This is a genomic window from Microbacterium sp. P26, from assembly GCF_023712585.1.
In the GTDB taxonomy this organism is placed as follows: Bacteria; Actinomycetota; Actinomycetes; order Actinomycetales; family Microbacteriaceae; genus Microbacterium; species Microbacterium algihabitans_A.
Genome location: NZ_JAMAXZ010000001.1, coordinates 185,105 through 207,390 on the forward strand (window position 1 = coordinate 185,105; position 22,286 = coordinate 207,390).

Genomic DNA, 22,286 nt, shown 5'->3' on the forward strand with positions numbered 1-22,286 from the left:
GACCCCGCGCCCTCGGTCGTCGCGCCCTCGCTCAGTGAGCCCCCGGTCGCTGAGCCTGTCGAAGCATCGCTCATTTCAGTACCTCTCCGTCGAATCCGTCTGAGCCGTCGTCGAGCAACGGCGAGATGTGCGGCAGCTCGTCGAGCGAGTTGATGCCGAGGTTGACCAGCAGCTGGTCGGTGGTTCCGTAGTGGATCGCGCCCGTGTCGGGGTCGGTGAACACCTCGGTGATCAATCCGCGGGCGAGCAGCGTGCGAACGACCGAGTCGACGTTGACCGCGCGGATCGACGCCACCTGCCCCCGGGTCACGGGCTGCTTGTAGGCGATCACGGCGAGCGTCTCGAGCGCTGCCTGCGACAGCCGCGACGGTGCCTGCGTATTGACGAACTCGCCGACCACGTCGTCGTACTCCTCGCGCACGTAGAGGCGCCACCCCCCGCCGACCTCGCGCAGCTCGAAGCCGCGCACCGGTCCCCCGGTCTGGCCGTCGTAGTCGGCCACGAGCGCCTCAACGGCCTGTCGAACGGCCGGCACGGGTGCACCGACGGCGGCGGCGAGGCTCACGAGGCTCTGCGGTTCGTCGAGGATCAGCAGGATCGCCTCGAGGCGACGGGCGACGGATGCCGTGTCGCTCGGGCGCTGCGCGGGGATCGGGGCCTGCGCCGGGGCGGTCTCGATCACGGTGTCATCGGTCATAGTCGGCTCCCAGGGCGGCAAGGTTCTCCTCCGACCACCTCTCGGCGGTCCAACGGAGTGTCAGTTCGCCGAGCGGTTCGAGTTGCTCGAACGACAGGGCGGCGTGGCGATACAGCTCGAGGATCGCCAGGAACCGCGCGACGACGACCCCCGTCTCGGTGACGCCGGCGACGAGGTCGCGGAAGTTCAGCGCGCCCGCGGAGCGCAGCAGCGTCACCACGATCGCCGCCTGTTCGCGGATGCTGATGAGGGGCGCGTGCAGGTGATCGAGCCCCACCGTCGGGATCTCCTTCGGGGCGAAGGCGACCATCGCGAGCGCGGCGAAATCGTCGGCGCTGAGCGTCCACTTCAGCTCCGGCACGGCGCTGCGGTACTTCTCGTCGAGCCGAACGTTGCGCGTGTGCCGCTTGTCTTCGCGCTGCAGGCAGCGGGCGAACCACGCCGAGACCTCCTTGAAAGCGCGGTACTGCAGCAGACGTGCGAAGAGCAGGTCGCGCGCCTCGAGCAACGCCACCGACTCGGCATCCACCAGCTCGCCCTGCGGCAGCAGACCCGCGATCTTCATGTCGAGCAGGGTCGCGGCCACGACGAGGAACTCCGACGCCTCGTCGAGGTCGCCGTCGGGTCCCATCGCGCGCAGATACGAGATGAACTCGTCGGTCACGCGGCTGAGCGACACCTCGGTCACGTCGAGCTCGGCGCGCGAGATGAGGGTCAGCAGCAGGTCGAACGGCCCGTCGAAATCGGGCAGCGAGACGCGGAAGCCGGCGGGGGTCTCGTCCGCGAGGTGGCTGAGCTTGTCGAAGCCACCGTTCGCAGGGGAATCGGTTGCGAGGTGGCTGAGCTTGTCGAAGCCACCGGAGGGGACGGCGGTGTCGTCAGGCGACGGCGCCACGGGCGACCAGCTCCCGCGCCAACCGCAGATAGGCCTGGGCGGCGGCGTGCTCGGGCGCGAACTCCGTGATCGGCATGCCCGAGACCGAGGCATCCGGGAACTTCACCGTGCGACCGATGACCGTCTCGAGAACGTCGTCGCCGAACGCCTCAACCACGCGCTCGAGCACCTCACGCGAGTGCAGCGTGCGGGGGTCGTACATCGTGGCGAGCACCCCGTCGAGCTCGATCGCGGGATTGAGGCGGTCGCGCACCTTGTCGATCGTCTCGACGAGCAGCGCGACACCGCGCAGGGCGAAGAACTCGCACTCGAGCGGGATCAGCACGCCGTGCGCCGCCGTGAGGGCGTTGACGGTGAGCAGACCGAGCGAGGGCTGGCAGTCGATGAGGATCACGTCGTAATCGGATGCGACCTTGCGCAGCACGCGGGCGAGGATCGTCTCGCGGGCGACCTCGTTGACGAGGTGCACCTCGGCCGCCGAGAGATCGATGTTCGCGGGGAGGATGTCGAGTCCCTCCACCCGGGTCTCGACGATCACCTCGCGCGGATCGCGCTTCGTGTCGAGCAGCAGGTCGTAGATCGTCTCCACGTCGTGCGTCTGAATGCCGAGGCCGGCCGACAGCGCGCCCTGCGGGTCGAAGTCGATGGCCAGCACACGGCGGCCGTATCCCGCGAGCGAGGCCGCGAGGTTGATCGTGGTCGTCGTCTTGCCGACGCCGCCCTTCTGGTTGCAGAGGGCGATGATGCGGGCGGGGCCGTGACTGTCGAGCGGCTTCGGGGTGGGGAACCCCTGGTAGGGGCGACCGGTGGGTCCGAGGATGACCTCGTCTGCGCCCGTCTTTTTGCCCTTTGTGCTCGCCGACACCGAGTCTCCCGCCTTCGTCATAACGTCCCCGAGTCTAGCCGCCGCCCGTCGCCGCGCCCGTGTGACCCGCGGGCGGCGCCGAGGTCGCGCACCCCGGTGGCTTCGACAGGCGCAGCCACCTCCCGACCGCGCAGCGCTATGCCGCGCGCACCGCGACCCTCGCGCGACGCGCCTGCACGAACAGCGCCAGAGCGAGCGTCAGCGCCGCCCAGACTGCGGCGACCTTCGTCAGCACTCCGTAGATCAGGTGGGTCGTCGTGTAATCCTCGTCGAACCCGCCATTCACCGCGAGGGCGACGACGGATGCCAGAACCAGCGCGACCGGGAGCGAGACCCACCACGCCCAGCGGGCGGCATCCGGAAGCACCCTCCGCACGGGCTCGGGCGCGTGCCGAGACAGCCACACCAGCGCGAAGACGGCGAGCACGATCAGCCCGAACGCGCTCGAGGCGTGCTGCAGCCACTTCGCCCCCGTGAAGGGCCCCCACTGGTTCGCGAGCACAGGCAGCAGCTGCTCGCCCACCCGCCCCTCGTGGGTGAACAGGTCCCACGCGATGTGCGAGGCGACTCCCAGCGCGAGCGAGAGGACGAGCCACAGGATGCCGACGACTCCCCCGCCGACGCTCCCGCGCAGCCCCGCGCGGGCGCCGGCATCCCACTGCGCCGGCAACCGCTCCGCGACCGCTCGCGGCAGCAGCTCGCGCGTCGCCGGACGCAGCACGCACCGCCACACCAGCAGCAGCACGAAGGCGACGACGACCGTGAGCGGCAGCCACGCGAAGTCGTGCGTCAGGCCGTAGTCGGGCCACATCCCCCGCACGAACAGCGGCAGGTCGGGGGTCATCGCCCCGATTGCGATCGCCGCCGGAACCAGCCGTGTGCGCAGGAAGGGAAGCGCGACGATGGCGTGGCTCGGCGTGAACGGCATGTCAGCTGAGGAAGAGTCCCGCGAGCGTCTTCTTGCCGCGGCGCAGCACCGACACCCCGCCGGGGAGGGTCCCCTGCACGACCGTGTCGTCGCCCGCGACCTTCTCGCCGTCGAGCGAGACGCCGCCCTGCGCGATGGCGCGGCGCGCGTCGCTCAGACTCGACGAGAGGCCGGTGGCGGTGAGCGCCTCGGCGACCGGTGTGCCAGCCGCGACGGTCGCGTGCGGCAGCTCGCTCAGGGCGCTGCGGAGCACGTCGGCGTCGAGCGCGGTCAGGTCGCCCTGGCCGAAGAGCGCCTCGGTCGCCGCGATCACGCTCTCGGTGGTCTCCGCCCCGTGCACCGTCGTCAGCACCTCGCGGGCCAGACGCTTCTGCGCCGCGCGGCGGAAGGGCTCCGCTTCAACGAGCGCCGCGTACTCCTCGATCTCGGCGCGCGTGAGGAAGGTGAACACCTTCAGGCGCTCGATGACGTCGCGATCGTCGGTGTTGAGCCAGAACTGGTACATCGTCCACGGGCTGCACATCTCGGCATCCAGCCAGATGGCATTGCCCTCGCTCTTGCCGAACTTCGTGCCGTCGCTGTTGGTGATCAGCGGCGTGCCGATCGCATGCACCGAGACGCCCTCGACCTTGCGCACCAGATCGGTGCCGCTGGTGAGGTTGCCCCACTGGTCGCTACCGCCGGTCTGCAGCACGCAGCCGTACGAGCGGTGCAGCTCGAGGTAGTCGAGGCCCTGCAGGATCTGGTAGCTGAACTCGGTGTAGCTGATGCCGGCCTCGGAGTTGAGGCGCGCGCTGACCGCGTCTTTCTTCAGCATGGTGCCGACGCGGAAGTGCTTGCCGATCTCGCGCAGGAAGTCGATCGCGCTGAGCGGTGCCGTCCAGTCGAGGTTGTTGACGATGCGCGCGGCGTTCTCGCCCTCGAAGCTCAAGAAGCGCTCGACCTGCGCGCGCAGGATCGCGACCCACTCGGCGACCGTCTCACGCGTGTTGAGCGTGCGCTCGGCCGTGGGCCGCGGGTCGCCCACCAGGCCGGTCGAGCCGCCGACGAGGCCGAGCGGGCGGTGCCCGGCCAGCTGCAGGCGACGCATGAGCAGCAGCTGCACGAGGTTGCCGAGGTGCAGGCTCGGCGCGGTCGGGTCGAACCCGCAGTAGTAGACGATCGGGTCCCCCGACAGCAGTTCGCGCAGTTCGGCCTGGTCGGTCGAGACGTGGACCAGGCCGCGCCACAGCAGCTCGTCCCAGACGTTGTCGAACGTCGGGTCGTTGGCGGGTGCGAGGGCGCTCAGCGGCGCCGCATCGGTGGAGGTGGACACCGGTTCAGGGTACCAGCGGGGCGGGACGGGTCCGGATGCCGCGACCTCATGGCATCCGGGACTCTCGGCCCTCGCGGGGCTCGTCAGCCGGCGCGCACTCCCCACCACACGAGGAACGCCGCAGCCAGCGCGGTGACCCAGCTGACGAGGCTCCCAATGAGGAAGTACTCGGCGCGGTCGCCGTCGTCGCGATCGCGCGAGATCTCGGGGAAGCGCACGATGCCCTTCGCCGCGAGCACCGCGGCCAGCAGCGTGTAGGCGCCGGTGAGGGTGAGCACGAACACGAGGATGCGCTCGAGGGGGCCGATCAGGCGACCGCCCTTGAGCCCCGGCGCGGGGGCGACGGGGGCCGCCGCGTCGACTCCGACGGGGGCGATTCCGGATGCCGCGGGCCGGGTGTTCAGCTCGACCCGGCCGCCCATCTCGGAGCGCAGGGCGATCCGCACCACGGCGTTGCCCGATTCGAGCAGGAACACCAGGCACCCGATCACCAGCACGACGACGTCGATCGACACGGCGTTGCCGGGGCTGTACGTCGCCCAGGCCGCTCCGAGCAGGCCCGGTCGCGCGCGCCCGGGGGCGATCACGACGCACGCCGCGGCGGCGAGCGCGAGCAACGCGACGGGCCAGAGTCCAGCGCGCGCCGGTCCGTCTTCGGGCACGACCCAGGTCCAGATCGCGGCGACCGCCACCGCGAGCAGCCCGGCGATGACCGCGTCGAGCGCCGCCGAGACGAGCACGAGCGCCGCGGCCGCCGCGGCGAAGGCGATCCATCGTCGCGAGCGGACCATCTGCCGCAGCAGATCGACCGCGCCGACGGCGACCAGCAGCAGGCCCGCGGCGATCATGCCGACCTCCGCGCGGTCAGCGCGAGGAAGCCCTCGACCAGCGCGGTCGACCCGGCGGCGGCGAGCGCCTGCGACACGGCCGACTGGCTGACGTCTTCGGCGGAGGCGAGCTCGCGCTGCGATCTGCCGAGGCACCGGCCGTAGGTGAGCCGGCGGGTGCGTTCGCTCATGGTCGAGACCTGCTGGTCCCGGCTCAGGGCGTAGGCGGCGGCCAGCGCGATGGTCTCGGACATGGTCGCATCCTGCCCTTCGGCCCCCACGATCCACGTGCGCGCGTGCGGCGCGGCGCGTTGCTGCAGGCGCTCGACGTGTTCGATCGCCTCGCGCGCCGCCCACCAGGCAGGACCTTCGGGAACCACGCGCTCTGCGAGGGCGATGGGACGCACCTCTCCGACGCCGATGCCGAAGCGGCAGTCGATCTCATCGGGGAGGGCGAGGCGCACGAGCAGCAGCGAGGCGAGCGCGTCGGACAGGGTCGGGTACTCCCCCTGCAGCTCGTCGCCGACGACCGCCGTCAGGGGGCTCGACGCCACGGGCAGATCGTGCTGGACTCTGTCGACCGTCTCGGCGATCGTGCGTTGCGCCCCGGCGCGGTCGCGCAGGCGTCGCGAGGCGACGATATCGGCGATGACGGTGACGGTCATGAGATAAGTCTCTCACTTATTCTTCGCGAAAGATAAGTAAAAGACTGATATTCAGTCGATGATCGGCCGCGCGGCCGCCTGAGCTCGCGACACGAGCTCTTCGCGCTGCTCACCCACGCGTGCGGGGGCGGTGCCGCCGACCCCGGTCCGGCTCGAGACGGAGCCCTCGATGGTGAGAACCTCGCGCACCTGCGGCGTGAGCTGCGGCGACACCGAGGCGAGCAGGGCGTCGTCGGCGTCTTCGAGGCCGATGCCGTGCTGCTCGCACGCTCGCACGAGTGCGCCCGAGATCTCGTGCGCGTCGCGGAAGGCCACGCCTTGGCGCACGAGCCACTCGGCCACGTCGGTCGCGAGCGAGAACCCCTGAGGCGCGAGCTCGGCCATGCGGTCGGTGTGGAAGACGAGGGTCGCGATCATGCCCGAGAACGCCGGCAGCACGAGCTCGAGCGTGCGGACCGAGTCGAACACGGGCTCTTTGTCTTCTTGCAGGTCGCGGTTGTACGCGAGGGGCAGACCCTTCAGCGTCGCCAGCAGACCCGACAGGTTGCCGATCAGACGGCCGGCTTTGCCGCGCGCGAGCTCGGCGATGTCGGGGTTCTTCTTCTGCGGCATGATGCTCGACCCGGTCGAGTACGAGTCGTCGAGGGTGACGAAGCCGAACTCGCGCGTGTTCCAGAGAATGACGTCTTCGGCCAGGCGCGACAGGTCGACGCCGATCATCGCCGTAATGAAGGCGAACTCGGCCACGACGTCACGCGAGGCGGTGCCGTCGAGCGAGTTCTCGGCCGGACGGGCGAGACCCAGGCGGTCGGCCACGAGCTGCGGGTCGAGCCCGAGCGTCGCTCCGGCGAGCGCCCCGCCGCCGTACGGCGACACCGACGCGCGCACCGACCAGTCGCGCAGACGCTCGATGCCGCGCACGAAGGCCCAGCCGTAGGCCTGCAGGTGGTGCGCGAGAAGCACGGGCTGCGCGTGCTGCAGGTGCGTGCGCCCCGGCATGATGGCGCTCCCGTGCGCTTCGGCCTGAGCGACCAGGGCGTCGATCAGACGCAGCAGTTCGCGGGTGAGGGTGCGCGAGTGATCGAGCAGATACAACCGCACGAGGGTGGCGATCTGATCGTTGCGACTGCGACCGGCACGGAGCTTGCCGCCCACCGCCGCACCCACGGTCTCGATGAGCACGCGCTCGAGGGCGCCGTGCACGTCTTCGTCGCCGGGGGCGGCCACCAGCGAGCCGTCCATCACGCGAGCGGCGAGGGAGTCGAGACCGTCGTGCATCGCCGCGGCCTCATCGGCCGTGAGGTAGCCGGCGGCTTCGAGGGCGGCGGCGTGGGCGTGCGAACCCTGGATGTCGTAGAGCGCGAGGTCCCAGTCGAAGTGGGTGGAACGGCTCAGCGCCGCCAGCTCGGGAGACGGCCCGCCCGAGAAACGGGCGCCCCACAGGGCACCCTCGTTCGTCGACTGACCGGTCTCGCTGCTCATCCCCCCAGCCTACCGAGGGCCACCGACACCGCCGGAGACGTCGGCCCCCTCGGACGCCGCAGACGACGGTCGGCCCGGGGTCGTGGCATCCGCCCCCACGACGACGCGCACGAGGGCGTCGATGAACATCTCGAGCGGCCCGCGGCCCACCAGCAGCGCCCATGCGGTGCAGCCAATGATGAGACCGATCGTCAGCGGGAAGAACAGACCCGACTCGCGCACCCCGACGATCTCGGACGTGTCGCCGAACAGCTCGAGCGACACCAGCGCCCACACCAGCAGCTGCACGACGTAGGCGGTCAACGGCATCGAGCCCACGGCGCGCAGCGGCACGGCCACCCACCGCAGCGGGGTGCGGCACAGCAGCAGGCAGATCCCGATCGTGGCCAGGGCGAACCCTCCCGAGCCAATGACCTCCCAGAGCCCCGACGAGTGATCTCCCGCCGTCAGCACTGTCCGCGCGTAGCGGTCGGTCACGACCGGCGCGGTCAGCAGCGCGCCGCCGTAGCCGACGATGATGAGCGAGCCGCCCGCGAGCACGAGCGAGGCCTGCTCCGACAGCTGACGCAGGTCGAGCCGGCCCACACCCATCCCCGCGAGCACGAACGCGATCCACACCGGGAACGGATAGTGCCAGCCGACGGCGGCCGACAGGTCGTCTCCCGCCGGCCCCGACCAGATCGGCGCCGCGTCCAGCACCGGCTGAATCCACGGCATGACCAGGGCGATCCCCGCCGCGACCAGGAACAGCGATCGCGCGCGCAGCCCGAGGAAGGGCAGCGCGAGCACGAACAGCAACGCGTACGCGGGAAGGATGACGTAGACCGGCACGCCGGTGAACACCAGCATCATGCCGATGACCCACAGCACCGCTCCGCGCAGCGCCAAGCGGGCGGCGGCGCGCGGGCGTCGCTCGCGAGCCAGCGGCCGCCGACCGCCGGTCACGAGCGAGATCGACACGCCCGCGAGCACCGCGAACAGGATCGACGAGCGCCCGTTGACGAGGGTGATCCACGTCGAGGGATCGGGGGTGAGCACCCGGTCGGTGTCGAGCAGGTGCGCGGCCAGCATGCCCAGCACGGCGAGCGCGCGCGCCAGGTCCACGCCGACCAGCCGCCCCGGCCCGTCGAAACGGCTCCAGGAGCGGCGGAGGTGCGCTGTCAGCCCTGGCGCAGAAGCCACACCAGCAACGCCTTCTGGGCGTGGAGACGGTTCTCGGCCTCGTCCCACACCACGCTCTGCGGGCCGTCGATCACTTCGGCGTCGACCTCGTAGCCGCGGTCGGCGGGAAGGCAGTGGATGAAGATCGCGTCGTCGTCGGCGCGGGTCATGAGCTCGGTCGTGACCTTGAACCCGCCCAGGTCGCGGATGCGCGCGATCTTCTCCTCTTCTTTGCCCATCGACACCCAGGTGTCGGTGACGACGACGTCGGCTCCGGATGCCGCGGCCTCGGGGTCGCTGATGAGGGTGATCGACCCGCCGGTCTCGGCGGCGATCCGCTCGGCGTCGGCGATCACGTCGGCGCGCGGGGCGTAGTCGTCGGGAGCCGCGACGCGCACGTGCATGCCCGCGGTGACCCCGGCGAGCACGTACGAGTGCGCCATGTTGCTGCGGCCGTCGCCGAAGAACGACAGGGTCAGACCCTTCAGCTCGCCCTTGTGCTCGCGGATCGTGAGCAGGTCGGCCAGCAGCTGGCACGGGTGGAAGTCGTCGCTCAGGGCGTTGATGACGGGCACGCGCGTTCCGCGCGCCATCTCTTCGAGACCCGCCTGGGCGTAGGTGCGCCACACGATCGCGGCGACCTGGCGCTCGAGCACGCGTGCGGTGTCGGAGGGGGTCTCCTTGCCGCCGAGCTGACTGTTGGCGGTCGAGATGATCAGCGGCGAGCCGCCGAGGTCGGCGATGCCGACGGCGAACGAGACGCGCGTGCGCGTCGACGACTTGTCGAAGATCACGGCGACCGTCTGGGGACCCTCGAGCGGCTTCTGCGCCCAGCGGTCCTTCTTCAGCTCGATCGCGAGGTCGAGGATCTCGGCCTGTTCGGCCGGGCTCAGGTCGTCGTCACGAAGAAGGTGGCGGGTCACGCGGGTGCTCCAATGATCAGTGCGTCGGACACGGTGGCGAGAGAGGCGCCGAACAGCTCGAGGAACTCGGCCACCTCGGCATCTCCGATCGTCAGCGGCGGCGCGATGCGGATGGTGTCGTCGTTGGCGGCGTTGACGATCAGGCCGTGCTGCTGGGCCTCGGCCACGACGGCCTTGGCGACGGGGCTCGACAGCGCGATGCCGAGCAGCAGCCCACGCCCGCGCACACCCGCCACGAGGGGCGAGCCGAGCGCGGCGATCCCCTCGCGCAGCTGCGTCTCGCGTCGCGCGGCGTTCTCGACGAGGCCGGCCGACTCGATCTCCTGCAGCACCGCGCCTCCGACGGCCGTGCCCAGGGCGTTTCCGCCGAACGTCGAGCCGTGGGTACCGGGGAAGAAGAGGTCGCTCGCCGCGCCGAAGGTGATGAGCGCACCGATGGGGAAGCCGCCGCCGATGCCCTTTGCCACCGTGATGGCATCCGGAACGATCCCCGCGTGCTGGAAGCCGAACCACGCGCCGGTGCGACCCGCGCCGGTCTGGATCTCGTCGATGATCAGCAGAGCCCCGTGACGGGCCGTGATCTCGCGGGCCGCCTGGAGGTAGCCCTCGGGCAGCTCGACGACGCCCGCCTCGCCCTGGATGGGCTCCACGAGGAAGGCGGCGACGCGCTCGTCCATCGCGGCTTCGAGGGCCTCGATCGTGGCGTCGATGTGCTCGACACCCGGGACCATCGGCAGGAAGTCGGCCTGCAGCGCGGGCTTGCCGGTGAGGGCCAGGGCTCCCATCGTGCGACCGTGGAAGCCGCCCTTGAGGGTCAGGATGCGGGTGCGGTCGGTGCCGCGACCGTGCAGGCGCGCGAGCTTCAGCGCGGCCTCGTTGGCCTCGGCGCCCGAGTTGCCGAAGTAGACACGCCCCGACTCGCCCGTTCCGGCGAGACGCTTCAGGCGCGCCGCCATCGCCAGCTGCGGGGGCGTGGCGAAGTAGTTGGACACGTGCGAGAGGGTCGACGCCTGCGCGGTGATCGCCTCGACGAACACGGGGTGGGCGTGCCCGAGCGCGTTGACCGCAATCCCGGCGAGGAAGTCGAGGTATTTCGTGCCGTCGCCGTCCCAGATGTAGGCGCCCTCACCGCGGACGAACAGAGCCATGCGGTCGCCGAAGCTGCGGACGAGATCGCGTCCGGCATCTTCCTGCCAGGGGGCGCGGGTCGCCGCGGGTTCCTGAGTCGTGTCCGCGTTCACGCGACCACCTCCGTTCCGATTCCTTTGTTGGTGAAGAGTTCGACGAGCACCGAGTGCGGCACGCGACCGTCGATGATGGCCGCGGTCGGCACTCCCCCGTCGACGGCGTCGAGGCACGCCTGCATCTTCGGGATCATGCCCGACTCCAGCGTCGGCAGCATCGTGCGCAGCTCGCTCGAGGTCAGGTGCGACACGAGCGAGTCGCGGTTCGGCCAGTCGGCGTACAGGCCCGGCACGTCGGTCAGGACGACGAGCTTCTTGGCGTTGAGCGCCGTCGCGAGGGCCGCCGCCGCGGCATCCGCGTTGACGTTCAACGACGTTCCGGGGTTGTCGAGATCGGGCGCGATGCTCGACACGATCGGCACGCGCCCCGCGGCCAGGTGATCGAGCACCGGCTGCGGATCGACCGTGACGACGTCGCCGACGCGGCCCAGGTCGTGCTCCACGCCGTCGACGACGACACCGCGACGGCGACCGCCGAACAGACCCGCGTCTTCGCCGCTGAGCCCGGTCGCCAGCGGACCGTGCGCGTTGACTTTGGCCACGAGCTGCGGGTTGATCTGCCCGGTGAGCACCATGCGCACGACGCCGATCGCCTCGGTCGAGGTCACCCGGTAGCCCCCGCGGAACTCGCTCGGGATGTCGAGGCGGTTCAGCATCGACGAGATCTGGGGTCCGCCGCCGTGCACGACGACCGGCTTCACGCCCACGTACCGCAGGTAGGCGATGTCGGCGGCGAACGCGTCCTGCAACTCGTCGCTGACCATCGCGTTGCCGCCGTACTTCACCACCACGACCTGGTCGCGGTACTTGCGCACCCACGGCAGCGACTCGACGAGCGTGACCGCCCGCTCGCTGGCTTCGGCGGGATCGGTGTCTTGCAGATCGACGTGAGTCATGAGGAGTAGGCGCTGTTCTCGTGGACGTACTCGTGCGTGAGGTCGTTGGTGCGGATCGTGGCGGTGGCCGCGCCGACCTTGAGGTCGATGACGAGGTCGGTGGCCCGCGGGGTGAGGTCGACGTCCTCGCGCGGACGGTCCGGACCACCGGCCGTGCAGACGCGCACGCCGTTCATCCAGACGTCGACGTCGTAGGGGTCGAAGGCGGCCTGCGTCGTGCCGATGGCGGCGAGCACGCGCCCCCAGTTGGCGTCGTTGCCGAAGATCGCGGCCTTGAAGAGGTTGTTGCGCGCGACCGAGCGACCCACCTCGACGGCGTCGTCCTCGGTCGCGGCGTTGGCGACCCGGATCGTGATGTCGTGACTGGCGCCCTCGGCGTCGCCCTGCAGCTGCGCGGCGAGATCGTCGCACACCGCGGCGAGCGCGTCGCCGAACTCCTCGGCATCCACGCGGATGCCGCTGGCGCCGCTGGCCATGAGGGTCACCTGGTCGTTGGTCGACATGCAGCCGTCGGAGTCGAGCCGGTCGAAGCTCACGCGCGTGGCGCGGCGCAGAGCGGCATCCGCTTCCGCCGCGTCGAGCACCACGTCGGTGGTGAGCACCACGAGCATCGTCGCCAGGCCCGGAGCCAGCATGCCGGCGCCCTTCGCCATGCCGCCGATCGACCAGCCGTCGCCGACGTGCACCGCCCGCTTCGGACGCGAGTCGGTCGTCATGATGGCCAGGGACGCGTCTTCGCCGCCGTCGGGCGACAGCGCGGCGACGCCCTGCTGCACCCCGTCGAGCACCTTTGCGCGGAAGACCTCGTCACCGGTGCCGATGAGGCCCGTCGAGCACACGACCACGTCTCCGGCTCCGACACCGAGGAGCTCGGCGGCGCGCTCGGCCGTCTGGTGGGTGGTCTGAAATCCGAACGAGCCCGTGAAGCAGTTGGCTCCGCCCGAGTTGAGGACGACCGCCTCGATCACGCCGTCTTTCACCACCTGCTCCGACCACAGGATCGGGTTGGCCTTGGCGCGGTTCGAGGTGAACACGGCGGCGCCGACCTTGAGCGGTCCGCGGTTGACGACCAGGGCGACGTCGCGGGCACCGGTCGACTTCAGGCCGACGGCGACGCCGGCCGCCTCGAATCCAGCGGGGGCGGTCACACTCACGGGGCGACTCCGTTCAGGGGAAGGGCGGTGGTCTCGGCGAGGCCCAGCGCGATGTTCATGGACTGCACGGCAGCACCGGCGGTGCCCTTGACGAGATTGTCGACGGCGGCGACGACGGTGACCCGGTTCGCCGCGCGGTCGATCGCGAGACCCATCGAGGCGACGTTCGCGCCGAGCACATCGGCCGTCCGCGGGAAGACGCCCGCGGGCAGCAGCTCGACGAAGGGCTCGTCGGCGTACGCCTTCTCCCACGCGCCGCGGATCTCGGCATCCGTCATCCCCTCCACGAGGGGGGCCGACGACGTCGCCAGGATCCCGCGCGCCATCGGAACCAGCACCGGGGTGAAGGAGATCCGGATGCCGTCGGCCGAGGCTCCCGCAGCGACGAGCGCCTGGCGGATCTCGGGGATGTGACGGTGTGTGCCGCCAACGGCATATGGGTTGGCAGAGCCGAGGATCTCGCTCGCGAGGAGGGTGGTCTTGGCGGATTTGCCGGCGCCGCTGGGGCCGACCGCGAGCACGGAGACGATGTCGCGTCCGTCGATGACTCCGGCGGCGATGCCGGGAGCGAGCGACAGCGACACCGTCGAGGCGTTGCAGCCGGGGGCCGCGATGCGCGTCGCGGCGCGGAGGTTCTCACGCTGCTTCCCACCGGCGATCGGGAGCTCGGGCACTCCGTACGCCCACGGCTCGGGGTGGTCCCCGCCGTAGAACGCCGCCCAATCGGCGGAGGAGACGAGACGGTGGTCGGCTCCCGCGTCGATCACGAGAGGCGTGTCGGCCAGAGCGTCGGTGTACTGCGCGGACTGACCGTGCGGCAGCGCGAGGAAGACGATGTCATGACCGGCCAACACCTCGGGCGTCGTGGGCTGCAGGTCGAGTCCGGCGAGCGAGCGCAGGTGCGGTTGGTGGGCGAGGAGGGGCTGACCGGCGTTCGCGTGCGCGGTGACGGTGCGGACCTCGACGTCGGGATGATCGGCGAGGAGGCGGAGAATTTCGCCACCTGCATAGCCGGAAGCGCCGGAAACGGCGACCGAGAGGGTCATGTATCCACCTTACGAGTCGGACGGGTGCTGGAATCAGCAAGAACCGGGGCGGCGACGCCCGTATGCCCGACCGATGGCGGGTTACGAGGTCGCCGAGAATCGGCGCGCGACCCGACGTCGACGCTCGCCACCGGTGCTCACGGAGAGCTCCTCGGTGCGTGCGGTGATCGACGACATGTGGCGAGGGTATCCGCCGCGGCGAGCGGGGGGCAAATCGGGGCCTCTTGAACGCCCGCGTGATAGCAGCCGTGAATCCGCCTCGCAATGGTTTCGTGTCCCCCGTTCGGGGGACACGGAATCCGTACTATGTGAGCACTGCCCTCATCGCCGGGCACTTCCAACTGCCCCCCTTACCGGCGATGAGGGCAGATCTCTGCGCACCCGGAGTCGATCGACGAATAGTGCGGCAGGTGAGTGTGACGCCTCGAACGGGTGAAGTCAACTACTTACAGCTACTTCATTCGAGTCCCTATTTTCATTCCCGTGGTGCTTAGGGGGGCCTAGGACACCAGGGGATTCTTGTGCTTCGCACGAACTTTCACGACGATCGCGTTCCGCGCACCATGCGGGTACGTCGAACGATCATCCAGACGACAGCGGTCATCACGTTCAGCGCCTTGGCGGCGTTCGGAGCGCCGTTGAGCGCGTCCGCCGTGGGTGAGGCGGTCACCGCCGAGTCGACGGCGACCACGACCACGACCGAGCCGACGACCGACGGGCACACCGACGGATCGACGGACGGACACACGGACGGCACCACCGACGGATCGACCGACGGACACACGGACGGCGCCACCGACGGGCACACCGACGGCACGACCGACGGGCACACCGACGGCACGACCGACGGACACACGGACGGCACCACCGACGGGCACACGGACGGGACGACCGACGGGCACACCGACGGAACGACCGACGGACACACGGACGGAACGACCGACGGACACACGGACGGATCGACGGACGGACACACGGACGGCACCACCGACGGGCACACGGACGGGACGACCGACGGGCACACCGACGGAACGACCGACACCAAGGACGCCGCGGACTCGTGGGACTCGAAGGACATGACCGACTCGCATGACGCGACGGACACCAAGGACTCCTGGGACGCCACCGACTCCAAGGACATGACCGACTCCAAGGACATGACCGACTCGAAGGACTCGTGGGATGCCACGGACTCGAAGGACATGACCGACTCGAAGGACGCGCACGACGCGACCGACTCGAAGGACATGACCGACTCGCATGACGCGACGGACACCAAGGACTCCTGGGACGCCACCGACTCGAAGGACATGACCGACTCGAAGGACGCGCACGACGCGACCGACTCCAGGGACATGACCGACTCGAAGGACGCGCACGACGCGACCGACTCCAAGGACATGACCGACTCGAAGGACTCGTGGGATGCGACCGACTCGAAGGACATGACCGACTCCAAGGACGCGCACGACGCGACCGACTCGAAGGACATGACCGACTCCAAGGACTCCTGGGACGCAACCGACTCGCACGACGCGACGGACACCAAGGACTCCTGGGACGCCACCGACTCCAAGGACATGACCGACTCGAAGGACTCGTGGGATGCCACGGACTCGTGGGACGCGAAGGACTCGACCGACTCTTGGGACGCTACGGACTCCAAGGACATGAAGGATTCCAAGGACTCCATTGACTCCAAGGACTCGCACGACGCGACCGACGCCAAGGACATGACCGACTCCAAGGACTCCACTGACTCCAAGGACTCGACTGACTCCAAGGACTCCACTGACTCCACGGACATGACCGACTCCAAGGACTCCACTGACTCCAAGGACATGACCGACTCCAAGGACTCCACCGACTCCAAGGACTCCACTGACTCCAAGGACATGACCGACTCCAAGGACTCCACCGACTCCAAGGACTCCACCGACTCCAAGGACTCCACCGACTCCAAGGACTCCACTGACTCCAAGGACATGACCGACTCCAAGGACTCCACCGACTCCACCGACTCCCACGACGCGACCGACGCCAAGGACATGACCGACTCCAAGGACTCCACCGACTCCAAGGACTCGACTGACTCCAAGGACTCCAAGGACTCCACCGACTCCAAGGACTCCACCGACTCGCACGACGCCACGGACTCCCGCGACGCCACGGACTCGCGTGACGCCACCGACTCGACCGACTCCTCGAACCGTTCGGGCACCCCGGCGGGCTACGCCGCTCCCAGCACGGGTTCGCAGCTGGCCGTAACCGGTTCCGACACCGGTAGCAGCGCCGCGACGTTCTCGCTCCTGGCCGGCGCGATGCTCCTCGCCGGATTCGGCCTGATGGCCGCCCGTCGTCGCAGCACGCGTCCTGCCGTCGCCTCGGCATCCGCGGCATCCGTCGCCCGAACCGCACCGCCCGTCTCGCCCGCACCGTCGATCGTCGACCGCCCGTCCACGGCGACCTCGACCACCACGATGGATGCGGCCACGACGAGCCCGCGCACCGCGGAGGGATCACCCGCCTCGCGGGGTGGTGAACGACGCAACTCGAAATCGGTCTCGCCGCATCGCCGAGACGGTTCGCCGGGAACTGACGGCACCGACGGTCCTGTCGACGGCTCGCTGAGCGGCTGACATGACCACGAAGAAGACAGGGGCCGGTCGCACCACGCGGCCGGCCCCCGCCCCCCGCTCCGCTCCGGCGGCGCGGGGGCGTCTCGCGCCCGCGATCGCGACGGTGGCTGCCGTCGTGGTCGTGGGGGCGTACGTGTTCGTGAGTGCGACGTTCACCGCTCCCCCGTCGCCTGCGCGGGCGATGGTGAGCGACGGTTTCGCGCCGTACTTCTCGCAGCGGTGGGACGTGTTCGCGCCGAACATCCTCCGCGTCAACAGTGCTCTGCAGGTGCAGGCGCAGTGGCGCGATGACAACGGCGACCTGCAGGCGAGCGAGTGGATCGACGTCACCGACATGGAGCTCGCCGCGGTGCGCGGCATCCCGACCCCGTCGCGCATCTCGAAGAACAGCATCAACGCGCTGAGCACCTACCTCGAGCGCTACGACGAGCTCACCCCCGCCCAGCAGGATCGGGTGCAGGACTCGTTCATCGAACGCTCCCCCGACGGCGGTTTCACCGCGATCCCGGATGCCGACCTGCGCGCCGAACTCGATGGTCTCGGCGACAGTGGCGAAGGGTCGTCCGTTCCGTTCGTGCGGTACGACTACATGCTGAACCGCTTTTCCACCGCGTTCACCGAGGCGTACTTCGGGCGCGACGTGGAGAGGGTGCGGTGGCGAGCGCAATTCGACCGCCCGAACGAGTTCCTCCACCGTTTCGACGACGAGCGTCAGTTCGACCTGAACGAGCTCACTTTCGGATGGCGAGCGGCCGAGCAGGCCGACGACCCATCGGTGCGCGGCATCTTCGCCGACGTGCAGACGCGCTACACCGGCGAGGAGCGGCGATGACCATTCAATTCACCCGACGTCAGGGGTGGCGACGGCGCCTGTCCCCCGCACAGCTGTGGACCGGCTTTCAGGACTGGCTGACGTCGGCGAAGCACGCGACCATCGGGTTCTCGCTGCTGCGGATCATCTTCGCGGTCGCGATGCTGCTCGTGCTGCTGCCGAGCTTCGCCGACCGGCACTACCTGTGGGGGGCGGGGTCGTGGTGGGTGGAGCCCGAGGCGCGTCGCCGCGGGTGGTGGGAGCCCTTCCGGCTCATCTTCGCCAAGAACGATCCGGTGCTGTTCGACCTGGCGTACTTCGCGCTCATTGCCCTCGCGCTGCTGTTCCTCGTGGGCTTCAAGACCCGCTGGGTGACGCCGGTGCTGCTGTTGTTCTGGGTCGGCCTCTCGGCCAACACGACGCTGTTGACCAACGGCGGTGACACCCTCATGCGGATCGTTCTGGTGTTCGCGCTGTTCGCCGACCTCAGCCGGCACTTCTCCGTCGACGCCTGGCTGCGGCGCAGGCGCGGCGAGCGGGCCGGACGGTTCGACGCGCTCCGACGTCGCGTGCCCGAGTGGCTGTCACCGCTGCTGCACAACACCGCGTTGATTCTGTGCTGCTACCAGATCCTGCTCGTGTATCTCGTGTCGTCGATCCTCAAGCTGCAGGGCGAGGAGTGGATCTCCGGGACGGCCCTCTACTACGCCCTCTCGCTCACCGAGTTCCAGGTGCTCCCCGCGCTGAGCGAAGCGGTGTGGCAGGTGACGCCGTTCATCATGGTCGGCACGTGGTTCGCCCTCGTCGTGCAGCTCACGTTCCCGGTGGCACTGCTGTGGAAGCCGTCGCGCTACGTCGCGGTCGCAGGCCTCTCGCTCACCCACTTCGGCATCGGCCTGCTGCTCGGACTCTGGCCGTTCTCGCTCGCGATGATCGCGCTCGACCTGCTGCTCGTGCGCGATGCGTCGTGGCTGCGGGTGCGCGCCGTGATCGGCATGGTCTTCACGCGCGGGCGCCGGGCCATCGCCGCGGCCCGCGAGAGCGTGCACGAAGGGGGCGATGATCTGACCCCCGAAACGCCGGAGCGCCGCGCGGCATGAGCCGGCGGCGCCCCTGGTCGTGAGCGTGCTCAGTCGCGGATGGCCGCGCCAAACCGGTCGGCGGCCACCGCGACACCGGCGAGCTTGGCCTCGGTGGCCTCGGCTGCCGTCAGGGTGCGGTCGTCGGCGCGGAACCGCAGCGCGAATGTGAGACTCTTCGTTCCCTCGGCGAGTCCCTGGCCGCGATAATCGTCGACCAGGCGAGCGCCCTCGATCAGCGGGGTACCGCCCTCGAGCAGCGCGGCACGCACGTCACCGGCGGCGACGTCGATCGGAACCGTGAGCGAGACGTCCTGCGTGGCGGCGGGGAAACCCGAGAGGGATGCCGCGACGACCCGCGACTGCGCGAGCTCGAGCATCGCGTCGAGGTCGAGCTCGGCCACCAGCACGCGCCCGGGCAGGTCGGCCGCAGCCGACACCGCGGGCAGCAGCTCGCCGACGTATCCGATGTCGTGCCCCGAGGCGAGCACCCGCGCCGTACGGCCCGGGTGCAGCGCGGCGCGCTGCGCCTGCACGAGCTTGATGTCGAGCCCGGCGGCGGCGGTCAGCACGCGCACGGCGTCCACGGCATCCGCGAGATCCGCGACGACCGCGGGCTGGCCCGGCTGCTTCGCGACCGTGTGACCGGTCAGCAGAACGGCCACGTGCCGACGCTGCGGCGGGATCGACGCGTCGAGGGCGGTCAGGGTCGCGGCATCCGGACGCACCGCCAACGGCGGCACCGACGACGTGCCGTACTGCACGCCCGGCTTGGGCAGGAAGACGGTTCCGGTCTCGAAGAGAGCGAGGTCGACGATGCCGCGCGACACGTTGCGGTGCGCCACCTGCAGCAGGGCCGGCACGAGCGAGCGGCGCAGGAACGGAGCGAGGCCGTCGAGCGGGTTTGCGAGCTTCACGCTGGGCAGGGCGTCACCCGAGGGCGAGCCGTGCAGAGCGTTCTGCTCCTCGGTCGTGAAGGGGAACGAGGGCGTTTCGACGAACCCGGCTGAGGCGAGCGCGTTGGCGACGCGGCGGCGTCCCTGCTGCGCGGAGGTGAGTCCGCGGCCCGACGGCGGAGTCGGCAGCACCGAGGGGATGCGGTCGTACCCCTCGATACGCGCGACCTCCTCGGCCAGCGTCCACTTGTCGGTAAGGTCGGGGCGCCACGACGGCGCGGTGACCGCCCACCCACCCTCGCGCTCCTCGACGGTGCCGCCGATCAGGCGCAGGGCGCGCACGATCTCGTCGTCGGTGTACGCGACGCCGATGAGGCCCGGGACGAATCCGGCCGGCAGCGTGATCGGGTCACGACGGTAGGTCGACGGGAGGGATCCGCCCAGCTCGGTGTCGAGGGTTCCGCCGGCGAGCTCGACCATCAACGACGCGACGCGCTCGGCCGCGACGTGGGCGACGAGCGGGTCGACTCCGCGCTCGAAGCGGCGCGAGGCCTCCGAAGGCAACTTGTGCCGGCGGGCGGTGCGCGCGATCGAGACCTGATCGAACGTCGCCGCCTCGATGAGCACGTTGCGCGTGGCGTCGCTCATCTCGGTGGGACCGCCGCCCATGACACCGGCAAGGCCGATCGGGCCCGACTCGTCGGTGATGAGCAGGTCTTCGGCGTGGAGCGTGCGCACCTGGCCGTCGAGCGTCTCGAGCTTCTCGCCCTGCGCCGCGCGGCGCACGGTGATGCCGCCCTGCAGTCGGTCGAGGTCGTACCCGTGGATCGGCTGACCCAGCTCGAGCATCACGTAGTTGGTGATGTCGATGAGCACCCCGAGCGAACGGATGCCGGCGAGCGAAAGCCGCGTGATCATCCACGGAGGCGTCGGTCGCGACGGGTCGACGTCGCGCACGATCCGCGCGACGAACTGGCTGGCGCCCGCGCGTCCGCGGATGGGGGCGCCGTCGTCGACGGTGATCGGGAAGCCCTCCGGCGTGCATGCGACGGCGGCGTCGTGACCGGCACCCGGATCGCGGAAGGCCGCACCGGTCGCGTGCGAGTACTCGCGGGCGACGCCGCGCAACGACAGGGCGTAGCCGCGGTCAGGGGTGACGTTGATCTCGACGGCGATGTCGTCCAGGCCCAGCAGCGCGATCGCATCGGTTCCGACGGGAGCATCGATCCCCAGCTCGACCAGGCGCAGGATGCCGGAGTGCTCGGTGCCGAGACCCAGCTCCTTCGCCGACGCGATCATGCCGTCGGACACGTGACCGTAGGTCTTGCGCGCGGCGATCGGGAACGGTCCGGGCAGCACCGAGCCGGGCAGGGTCACCACGACCTTGTCGCCCTCGAAGAAGTTGCCCGCGCCGCAGACGATGCCGCGGACGTCCCTGTCACCGGTCCCTGAGCCTGTCGAAGGGCCGACGTCGACCTGGCACCAGCGGATGATCTTGCCGTTCGACTGCGGCTCGGGGGTGAACTCGACCACCTGCCCGACGACGATCGGGCCGGACAGTTCGAAGCGGTGCACGTCTTCTTCTTCGAAACCGACCGAGACGAGGGCGGCGAGGACGTCGTCGGGCGTGGCCTCGGCGGGCACGTCGACGTACTCGCGCAACCAGGAGAGCGGGACGCGCATCAGACCACCATTCCGAACTGCTCGCTGAAGCGGACATCGCCCTCGGCCATGTCGCGCATGTCTTGCACATCGCTGCGGAACATGAGCGTGCGCTCGATGCCCATGCCGAAGGCGAAGCCCGAGTACTCCTCGGGGTCGATGCCCGCGGCCCGCAGCACGTTGGGGTTCACCATGCCGCAGCCACCCCACTCGATCCATCGGGCGCCGCCCTTGAAGGTCGGATGCCAGAGGTCGAGCTCGGCGCTCGGCTCGGTGAACGGGAAGAAGTTGGCGCGGAAGCGCGTCTTCGCCTCGGGCCCGAACAGCACGCGCGCGGCGTGGTCGAGGGTGCCCTTGAGGTGGGCCATGGTGATGCCCTTGTCGACGACGAGTCCTTCGAACTGCGTGAACACCGGCAGGTGCGTGGCGTCGAACTCGTCGGTGCGGTACACCCGGCCCGGGCACAGCACGTAGATCGGCAGGTCGCGCTCGAGCATCGACCGCACCTGCACGGGGCTCGTGTGCGTGCGCAGCACGAGGTGGCGCGCGACCGGATCGACGAAGAAGGTGTCTTGCATCTGCCGCGCCGGGTGGTCGACGTCGAAGTTGAGCGCGTCGAAGTTGAACCACTCGTGCTCGAGCTCGGGGCCTTCCGCGATCTCCCAGCCCATGCCGACGAAGATGTCGGACACCTGCTCTTGCAGGAGGGTGATCGGATGCCGTGCCCCGACGCGAGCGCGCTGCGGGAGCGCCGTCACGTCGATGCGCTCGGCCTCGAGCTGGGCCGCGGTCTCGGCGGCGGCGAGCTCCGCCTCGCGAGCGGCGAGGGCCTGATTCACCTGCCCACGGGCCTGCCCGACGAGCTTGCCGAAAGAGGCCTTGTGCTCGGGGGCGACGTTGCGCATCTGGGCGTTCAGCTGGGCGAGGGAGGACTGCTCCCCCGTGTGCGCGGAACGGGCGGACTTCAGCTCGGCGGTGGTCGCGGCGGCGGCGATGGCGGCAAGGGCCTCATCGACCGCGGAGGCGACGGCCTCGGGGGTGATCTCGGGTGCGTCGGACACGAGATGAGAGTCTACCGACGGGCGGGGACACTCCCCCGCC

Annotated in this window: 19 protein-coding genes; 3 read left to right on the top strand and 16 right to left on the bottom strand. The window is 70.0% G+C overall.

The features are described from left to right. Positions 1-70: 70 nt before the first annotated feature. The 14 genes from scpB to argC form a co-directional block, all read right to left on the bottom strand. Complete coding sequence (scpB, locus tag M3667_RS00950) at positions 71-697, bottom strand: SMC-Scp complex subunit ScpB (RefSeq protein WP_251503841.1); 627 nt, start codon at positions 695-697, stop codon at positions 71-73. After that, positions 687-1,448 (bottom strand): ScpA family protein, encoded by a 762-nt coding sequence (locus tag M3667_RS00955; RefSeq protein WP_251505022.1) that lies wholly within the window; start codon positions 1,446-1,448, stop codon positions 687-689. The genes scpB and M3667_RS00955 overlap by 11 nt, the downstream gene beginning before the upstream one ends. Positions 1,449-1,575: 127 nt before the next feature. Next, positions 1,576-2,478 (bottom strand): ParA family protein, encoded by a 903-nt coding sequence (locus M3667_RS00960; RefSeq protein ID WP_230704418.1) that lies wholly within the window; start codon positions 2,476-2,478, stop codon positions 1,576-1,578. Between the two features lie 115 nt (positions 2,479-2,593). Then, entirely contained in the window at positions 2,594-3,385 is a 792-nt protein-coding gene (locus M3667_RS00965; protein ID WP_251503844.1) for a DUF4184 family protein, read from the bottom strand. A gap of 1 nt (position 3,386) precedes the next feature. Then, on the bottom strand, positions 3,387-4,700 hold the full coding sequence (gene tyrS / locus M3667_RS00970; RefSeq protein ID WP_251503847.1) for a tyrosine--tRNA ligase: 1,314 nt from the start codon (positions 4,698-4,700) through the stop codon (positions 3,387-3,389). 83 nt (positions 4,701-4,783) lie between these two features. Next, entirely contained in the window at positions 4,784-5,548 is a 765-nt protein-coding gene (locus tag M3667_RS00975; RefSeq protein ID WP_251503851.1) for a hypothetical protein, read from the bottom strand. After that, positions 5,545-6,192: a SatD family protein gene (locus M3667_RS00980; protein ID WP_251503854.1), complete on the bottom strand. Its 648-nt coding sequence runs from the start codon at positions 6,190-6,192 to the stop codon at positions 5,545-5,547. The genes M3667_RS00975 and M3667_RS00980 overlap by 4 nt, the downstream gene beginning before the upstream one ends. 51 nt (positions 6,193-6,243) lie before the next feature. Continuing rightward, on the bottom strand, positions 6,244-7,674 hold the full coding sequence (argH, locus tag M3667_RS00985) for an argininosuccinate lyase (protein ID WP_251503857.1): 1,431 nt from the start codon (positions 7,672-7,674) through the stop codon (positions 6,244-6,246). A gap of 9 nt (positions 7,675-7,683) precedes the next feature. Continuing rightward, a complete protein-coding gene (locus M3667_RS00990; RefSeq protein ID WP_251503860.1) occupies positions 7,684-8,778 on the bottom strand; it encodes a heparan-alpha-glucosaminide N-acetyltransferase domain-containing protein in 1,095 nt (364 codons plus the stop codon). Between the two features lie 56 nt (positions 8,779-8,834). After that, positions 8,835-9,758, bottom strand: coding sequence for an ornithine carbamoyltransferase (gene argF, locus M3667_RS00995; protein WP_251503864.1), 924 nt, complete (start codon positions 9,756-9,758; stop codon positions 8,835-8,837). Beyond that, on the bottom strand, positions 9,755-10,999 hold the full coding sequence (locus tag M3667_RS01000; protein ID WP_308196414.1) for an acetylornithine transaminase: 1,245 nt from the start codon (positions 10,997-10,999) through the stop codon (positions 9,755-9,757). Before M3667_RS01000 ends, argF begins: the two co-directional genes overlap by 4 nt. Continuing rightward, a complete protein-coding gene (gene argB / locus M3667_RS01005; RefSeq protein ID WP_144828202.1) occupies positions 10,996-11,898 on the bottom strand; it encodes an acetylglutamate kinase in 903 nt (300 codons plus the stop codon). The genes M3667_RS01000 and argB overlap by 4 nt, the downstream gene beginning before the upstream one ends. After that, on the bottom strand, positions 11,895-13,052 hold the full coding sequence (gene argJ, locus M3667_RS01010) for a bifunctional glutamate N-acetyltransferase/amino-acid acetyltransferase ArgJ (RefSeq protein ID WP_251503868.1): 1,158 nt from the start codon (positions 13,050-13,052) through the stop codon (positions 11,895-11,897). The genes argB and argJ overlap by 4 nt, the downstream gene beginning before the upstream one ends. Next, positions 13,049-14,098, bottom strand: coding sequence for an N-acetyl-gamma-glutamyl-phosphate reductase (gene argC, locus M3667_RS01015; protein ID WP_251503872.1), 1,050 nt, complete (start codon positions 14,096-14,098; stop codon positions 13,049-13,051). The genes argJ and argC overlap by 4 nt, the downstream gene beginning before the upstream one ends. 563 nt (positions 14,099-14,661) lie before the next feature. Here argC and M3667_RS01020 point away from each other — a divergent pair. The 3 genes from M3667_RS01020 to M3667_RS01030 are packed head-to-tail and all read left to right on the top strand — an operon-like array spanning position 14,662 to position 18,648. After that, on the top strand, positions 14,662-16,737 hold the full coding sequence (locus tag M3667_RS01020; protein WP_251503874.1) for an LPXTG cell wall anchor domain-containing protein: 2,076 nt from the start codon (positions 14,662-14,664) through the stop codon (positions 16,735-16,737). Between the two features lies 1 nt (position 16,738). Further along, the gene (locus M3667_RS01025; RefSeq protein WP_251503878.1) at positions 16,739-17,569 is read left to right on the top strand and encodes a DUF5819 family protein; all 831 of its coding nucleotides are present in this window, start codon (positions 16,739-16,741) and stop codon (positions 17,567-17,569) included. Further along, on the top strand, positions 17,566-18,648 hold the full coding sequence (locus M3667_RS01030) for an HTTM domain-containing protein (protein ID WP_251503881.1): 1,083 nt from the start codon (positions 17,566-17,568) through the stop codon (positions 18,646-18,648). Before M3667_RS01025 ends, M3667_RS01030 begins: the two co-directional genes overlap by 4 nt. 29 nt (positions 18,649-18,677) lie before the next feature. On the opposite strand, the gene pheT is transcribed toward M3667_RS01030, so the two are convergent. Together pheT and pheS are read right to left on the bottom strand one after the other, a co-directional pair. Further along, a complete protein-coding gene (gene pheT, locus M3667_RS01035) occupies positions 18,678-21,206 on the bottom strand; it encodes a phenylalanine--tRNA ligase subunit beta (RefSeq protein WP_251503884.1) in 2,529 nt (842 codons plus the stop codon). Continuing rightward, positions 21,206-22,246: a phenylalanine--tRNA ligase subunit alpha gene (gene pheS / locus M3667_RS01040; protein ID WP_144828224.1), complete on the bottom strand. Its 1,041-nt coding sequence runs from the start codon at positions 22,244-22,246 to the stop codon at positions 21,206-21,208. Before pheS ends, pheT begins: the two co-directional genes overlap by 1 nt. Between the last annotated feature and the right edge of the window lie 40 nt (positions 22,247-22,286).